The organism is Marinobacter sp. UBA2498 (assembly GCF_002341575.1).
GTDB classification, from domain to species: domain Bacteria; phylum Pseudomonadota; class Gammaproteobacteria; order Pseudomonadales; family Oleiphilaceae; genus Marinobacter; species Marinobacter manganoxydans.
Genome location: NZ_DDOI01000124.1, coordinates 46,280 through 52,125, shown reverse-complemented (window position 1 = coordinate 52,125; position 5,846 = coordinate 46,280). Strand labels below are relative to the sequence as shown.

Below are 5,846 nucleotides of genomic sequence, written 5' to 3'. Positions count from 1 at the left end.
CTGGTGGGATAGACCCCGACACAGATGCCCTGCACCAGGCCGATGCCCATCTGGCCGATGACCCACTCCACCCGGTTTTCCGAGATAATGGCCACGTGGCCACCCGGTTCGAGCCCCATGGCACGCAGCCCCAGCCCGAAGTGCCGGGCCCGCCGGTAATAATCCTGCCAGGAATAGGCCTGCCAGATACCGAAGTCCTTCTGGCGCAAAGCAAGGGCGTCCGGCCGCTCCCGGGCATGGGCCCGGAGCATCTGTGTCAGCGTGAGGTCAGGGATGGAAGGCATTGTCATGACAGCCACCGTTTACGGCGTTTGTAGTGCTTGATGTCTCGATAACTGCGGGCCTCACCTTCCTTGCCACCCACACCCAGATAGAATTCCTGAACATCTTCATTCGCAGTGAGTTTTTCTGCCGGGCCATCGATCACGATCTTGCCGTTTTCCATGATGTAACCGTAGGACGCAATCGCCAGTGACACCGCGGCATTCTGTTCCACCAGAAGAATGGCAGTCCCCTGCTCCCGGTTGATTCTGGCCACGATGGTAAAGATCTCTTCCACCAGCAGCGGCGCCAGGCCAAGGGACGGCTCATCCAGCATGATCAGGTCCGGCTGTGCAATCAGCGCCCGACCCAGGGCCAACATCTGCTGCTCGCCGCCGGAGAGGTAACCGGCCAACTGCTTGCGGCGCTCCTTCAGTCTCGGGAAATAGTTATAAACCAGCTCATAGCTGTCACTCAGGGACGGCTTACTGCCACTGAGCGCGTAGGTGGCGGCAATCAGGTTCTCCTCAACCGTGAGGTCCTCGAACACTCGTCGGCCTTCCATGACATGAAAGAGTCCGTCGCGCACAAGCCGCTCCGGCGGAACACCTTTTACATCCTTACTCCTGAAGCGTACTTCGCCGGCAGTGACCTCTCCGTCTTCCAGGGTCAGCAGCCCTGAGACGCTTTTGAGGGTGGTGGATTTACCAGCACCATTGGAGCCGAGGAGCGCTACAATGGCCCCCTTCGGAACCCGCAGTGACAGGCCCCGAAGGACCTGCACTGACTTGTTGTAGACTACCTCGATATTATCGATTTCCAGTAAGGCTTCCATACAGCCCCTCAGTCGAGGTGGATCCAGTCCGACACGGGCTCATAGCGGCCCTCGTCAGCGTTCACCCGCCAGATACGGCCTACCGGGAAAGACATGTCCCGCACGGTCACGGGAATCCCGATGATACCGCCGGTGTCCCAGTCCTCGATGGAGGCCAGGGCCTCTGCCATGTTGTCCGCGTTCAGCTCTTTGCCGGCATCCAGGGTGCGCTTGATCACTTCGGTCCAGACCATGGCGTTGAACCAGCCCTGGATATACCCGGTGGGACGGTAGCCGGCCTCCGGATCACTCTTCTCGGCCTGGGCCCTCAGGGCATCCAGCATCGGGCCACTTTCCTCACTGTCGTAGTAGTTATAGGGCATCACGCCCATGTAACCATCAGCATCTGCACCCATCTTGTCGATAATCAGCTTGTCCGAAGACCAGAAGGTACCCATGAATTGGGTATCCAGGCCCATCTGGCGCATCTGCACCATGAATTCGTTGATCGGTGACAGCACATAACCGTGGAAGACCACGTAATCGGGGCGCACCCGACGCAGTTTCAGCACCTCGGCAGAGACGTCGACACTGCCGGGCTTGGTGACAATTTCTTCCACCACTTCAATGCCCAACTCGGCAGCGCGGGCCTTGCCATTCTCGATCGGGTCCTTACCAAATTCGGTATCGCTATAGACAAACGCCACGTTCGGCATATCGCCGCCTTCACCCTGGGATGCGATGTACTCGAGGATGATGCCGAACATCTGGCTGTAGTTCGGCCCCGGAATGAACTGATACGGATAGGTTTCGTTGTCGGTCAGCACGGTAGCGAAGGACGCGCCGCTCATGAGCGTGTTGCCCTGGCTGTTGAGCTCCGAGGCGATGGCCTTCATGAAACCGGTGCTGTCGCCGTAATAGGTAGCCGGCGAGCTGCTGCCGGAGATCTTCTTGAAAGCCGCGACCGAACGGTCCACCTCATAGGCAGTGTCTTCCATGACGTATTCCACGGGATGACCATTGATGCCGCCCTGGCTGTTGATCCAATCGGTGTAGTCGGTGAGACCGGCATGGAGGTGAATACCGGCAAAGGCAAAGACACCGGAAAGCGGTATGGAGCCACCGAACACGATGGGCTCTTTATCCTGAGCCATCGCCGGGGCAGCAACTGTCAGTGCAGCGACCAGGCTACCAAGCCCGGCAAGCCGGCGACCTTTTTCGAGGATGTTTCTGAACATGTTTCTTCTCCTTGCTGCTTCTTGTTGTTGGTGGTGCATGGGCCCGAGGTAGCGAGCCCGTTGAAACACGATTAATTCCTGAACGGCCACAGGCGGAAGAAGCGACGGATCCGGTGCCAGATCTCCGCCAGGCCGTGGGGCTCGAAGATCAGAAAGCCCACGATCAGGGCGCCAAAGATGATTTCCAGCATCGGCGACATGAACACCGGCGCATTCGGATAGAAAGGCGTCAGCGCGGCGGTCAGCAGCTTCAGGGCTTCCGGCACCAGGGTCATGAAGGCGGCGCCAAGAATGCCACCCAGCAAGTTCCCCATACCGCCGACGATCACGGCCGCCAGATAGAAAATGGACATGGAAAGCGGAAAGCTCTCTGGCGTGACCACCCGATAGAAATAGGCGAACAGGCCGCCGGCGATCCCGGCATAGAACGAGCTGAGCGCAAAGGACATGAGCTTGTAGCGCAACAGGTTAATGCCCAGGATCTCCGCGGAGATATCCCGGTCGCGAATGGCGATAAAGGCCCGGCCAATTCTTGTCCGGAATACATTCCTGGCACCCGCTACCATCAGCACCGCCAGCGGCACAATGATGAAATACATCATGAAATCGCTCTGGAAGGTCAGACCGAACAGGTGCGCCGGCTCCAGGCTCAAGCCACCCATCCCGCCGGTTACCGATTCCCACTCGGCGAAGATGAAATGCAGGAACACGCTGGCCGCGAGAGTCGCGATGGCCAGATACAAACCTTTGACGCGAAGCGAGGGCAGGCCGACGAGGATCCCGACGGCGGCTGCCATGAGGCCGGCCAGTACCAGGGTCACCGGGAAAGGCAATGCGGTGTTAATCGACAGCCAGGCAACGGTGTAGGCGCCCACACCCATAAACCCGGCCTGCCCCAGGGAAATCAGTCCGGTGAAACCGGTCAGGATGTTAAGGCCGGTAGTACTGATCACCGCTATGCCGACCAGGCACCCCAGGTAGAGAAGATAGGAGTCCACCACAAAAGGGAAGACCAGCAAGATCAGCAGGAAGAACCCCAGCCACAATTTCTGGGTCTGGCTTGTCCAGATTGCCTCATCGGCCTCGTAGCTCTGTTTTGCGTCACCGATACGCATCTTACACTCGCTCTATTTCGTGGGTGCCGAACAGGCCGTAGGGGCGGATCACCAGGATGATCGCCAGCACCAGGAAGGTTGCCGGCATCCGGTATTCACCGCCCAGATAGGCGCCAGCTACCGTCTCCAGCCAGCCGATGAACACGCCGGCCACCAGGGCGCCGAGAATACTGTCCAGGCCGCCTACGATCACCACCACAAGAACACTCAGGCCAATGATCCCGAACTGCGGGCTGAGGCCTCCGGTGGCCGCCACCAGCACACCTGCCAGGGATGCCGCAAGAGAGCCAAACACCCACGCCATGTTGAACACCCGGCGCACATTGATGCCCATGGAATAGGCTGCCGCCTGATCCGAGGCGGTGGCTCGCAGGGCCACGCCACCCCGGGAGAACCGGAAATACAGCAGGTAGACAATAAGAAGGGCCGACCCGATAAGAAAGCCGTAGGCAATTTTCGGGGCCAGATACAGCTCGCCGATAAACACCGGCTCGCGAGGCAGGAAATTGGGTAGCAACTGCGGATCCGCCGTCCAGACGAACTCCACCAGACCCACCAGGATGCTCGCAATGCCGATGGTCACCATCACCACTGAAATCGGCGACTCGCCCAGCATCGGCCGGATCATGGTCTTTTCAATGACGCCACCGAGAATACTGCCGCCGATGACAGCCAGCGGAAGGGCAATCCAGGGCGACATTTCCATGCCACCGGCAAACGCCAGGAACAGGTAGGCCGCGAACATCATGATCTCGCCGATGGCGAAATTGATCACCCTCGTCGCTTTATAGATGATCACAAAGCCCAGGGCGATGAGGGCGTAAAGGCCGCCCATGGCAAGGCCTGCCAGGCTGATTTCGCCGAAGAACAACCAATCCATCAGGCGGCCTCCCCCTCGGCATTGAGCTTTTTGCGAAGGCTCTCGATATCACTGTTGCCCAGGTAAGCCTTGATAACCTCGGGGTTGTTCTGAACGTCCGCAGGCAGGCCTTCAGTGATGACCTGACCAAAGTTCAGCACCGCGATGTGGTCGGAAATATCCATGACCATGCCCATGTCGTGCTCCACCATCAGCACGGTGACACCCCACTCTTCCCGAATATCGAGAATAAAGCGGGCCATGTCTTCCTTTTCCTCCCGATTCATACCCGCCACCGGCTCATCCAGCATCAAGACTTTCGGCTGCATGGCCAGCGCCCGGGCAAGCTCGACCCGCTTTTGAAGGCCGTAGGAAAGGCTCGCAACCGGCTGGCGACGAATGTGGTCTATCTCGAGGAAATCGATGATGCGCTCTTCCACATCCCTACGGACAGCCATTTCCTCACGCCGGGCCGGGCCGAAATAGGCCAGCGCACTGAGCAGTCCGCTCTTCATGTGCACGTGGGCGCCCAGCTTGATGTTGTCCAGGACGGTCATACCCCGGAACAGGGCAATGTTCTGGAAGGTTCGGGCAAGGCCCAATGCTGCCCGTTTCGGCGGCTTGATACTGCCCGGCAGCGGCTGCCCCTGATAGCGGATGGTGCCCTGCTGGGGTTTGTAGAAGCCGGAGATGCAGTTGAACAGCGATGTTTTGCCGGCGCCGTTCGGGCCGATAATGGTTGTTACCGTGTTTTCAGGCACCCGGAAGCTCACGTCCTGCAGCGCCTTAACACCACCAAACGACAGAGACAGGTTACTGATCTCAAGGATGCTCACTATACCTCCCGGCACCCCTGGCGCCGGGTACTCAGGCACGTGAACACGCCCTGCCGATACCCATCTCACGCCCGAAGATGATTGTAATTTTTGTTTTTTCTTGTCGTCGGGGTTAGCCCCGATCCAGATTTAAAGTAGTCCATTCAGGCAACATTAGGCAAACCGCTCTATCCTGATACCTCATCATTACGCAGGTTTCTGATCTTCAGACCTGCTGAACAGGGAGGGCGATTCATCATGACAGACACGCTGGTAACCACCTCTTTTGATGCCGGAACAGGGGTAGCCAGGTTGACCTTTAATCGCCCCGAAGCCCTGAACGCCATCAATGTCCCCCTCGCGGAGGCCTTTCTTGCGGCAGTCGAGCATATCAATAGCCTTTCCGGCGTTCGGTGCATTGTCCTGGCAGGCACAGGGCGAGCTTTCATGGCCGGAGGAGACGTGTCCAGCATGGTCGGAACGTCAGAGCAGGCAGGCAAAGCCATAGGCGCGATCCTGGATGCCGTCAATCCCGCCATCCTGCTACTTCGCAGCATGGACGCACCGGTTATCGCTGCGGTCAGGGGCGTCGCCGCCGGCGCAGGGCTCAGTCTCACGCTGATGGCCGATCTGGTGATCGCCGAGGAAGACTCGAAATTTCTGGTCGCCTACAACGGTATTGGCGCGGTTCCGGATTGCGGCGGCAGCTGGGCCCTGGCCCACAAGTTGGGCGCTGGTCGGGCG

7 protein-coding genes are annotated in these 5,846 nt (G+C 58.9%); 1 reads left to right on the top strand and 6 read right to left on the bottom strand.

The features are described 5' to 3' along the window. From B2W52_RS17565 to B2W52_RS17540, 6 genes are all read right to left on the bottom strand, one after another. A partial coding sequence (locus B2W52_RS17565; RefSeq protein WP_286803806.1) for an AMP-binding protein occupies positions 1-290 on the bottom strand: 290 nt, incomplete at its 3' end. Next, positions 287-1,096, bottom strand: coding sequence for an ABC transporter ATP-binding protein (locus B2W52_RS17560; RefSeq protein ID WP_053113832.1), 810 nt, complete (start codon positions 1,094-1,096; stop codon positions 287-289). The genes B2W52_RS17565 and B2W52_RS17560, both read right to left, overlap by 4 nt. An 8-nt stretch (positions 1,097-1,104) precedes the next feature. After that, on the bottom strand, positions 1,105-2,313 hold the full coding sequence (locus B2W52_RS17555) for an ABC transporter substrate-binding protein (RefSeq protein WP_008177251.1): 1,209 nt from the start codon (positions 2,311-2,313) through the stop codon (positions 1,105-1,107). Positions 2,314-2,384: 71 nt separating this feature from the next. Continuing rightward, the gene (locus tag B2W52_RS17550; protein ID WP_008177250.1) at positions 2,385-3,428 is read right to left on the bottom strand and encodes a branched-chain amino acid ABC transporter permease; all 1,044 of its coding nucleotides are present in this window, start codon (positions 3,426-3,428) and stop codon (positions 2,385-2,387) included. Between the two features lies 1 nt (position 3,429). Then, the gene (locus tag B2W52_RS17545; protein WP_104270508.1) at positions 3,430-4,308 is read right to left on the bottom strand and encodes a branched-chain amino acid ABC transporter permease; all 879 of its coding nucleotides are present in this window, start codon (positions 4,306-4,308) and stop codon (positions 3,430-3,432) included. Next, positions 4,308-5,123 (bottom strand): ABC transporter ATP-binding protein, encoded by an 816-nt coding sequence (locus tag B2W52_RS17540; RefSeq protein WP_008177246.1) that lies wholly within the window; start codon positions 5,121-5,123, stop codon positions 4,308-4,310. Before B2W52_RS17540 ends, B2W52_RS17545 begins: the two co-directional genes overlap by 1 nt. Positions 5,124-5,360: 237 nt before the next feature. Here B2W52_RS17540 and B2W52_RS17535 point away from each other — a divergent pair. Then, on the top strand, positions 5,361-5,846 hold a 486-nt coding region (locus B2W52_RS17535; protein WP_286803805.1), incomplete at its 3' end, for an enoyl-CoA hydratase/isomerase family protein.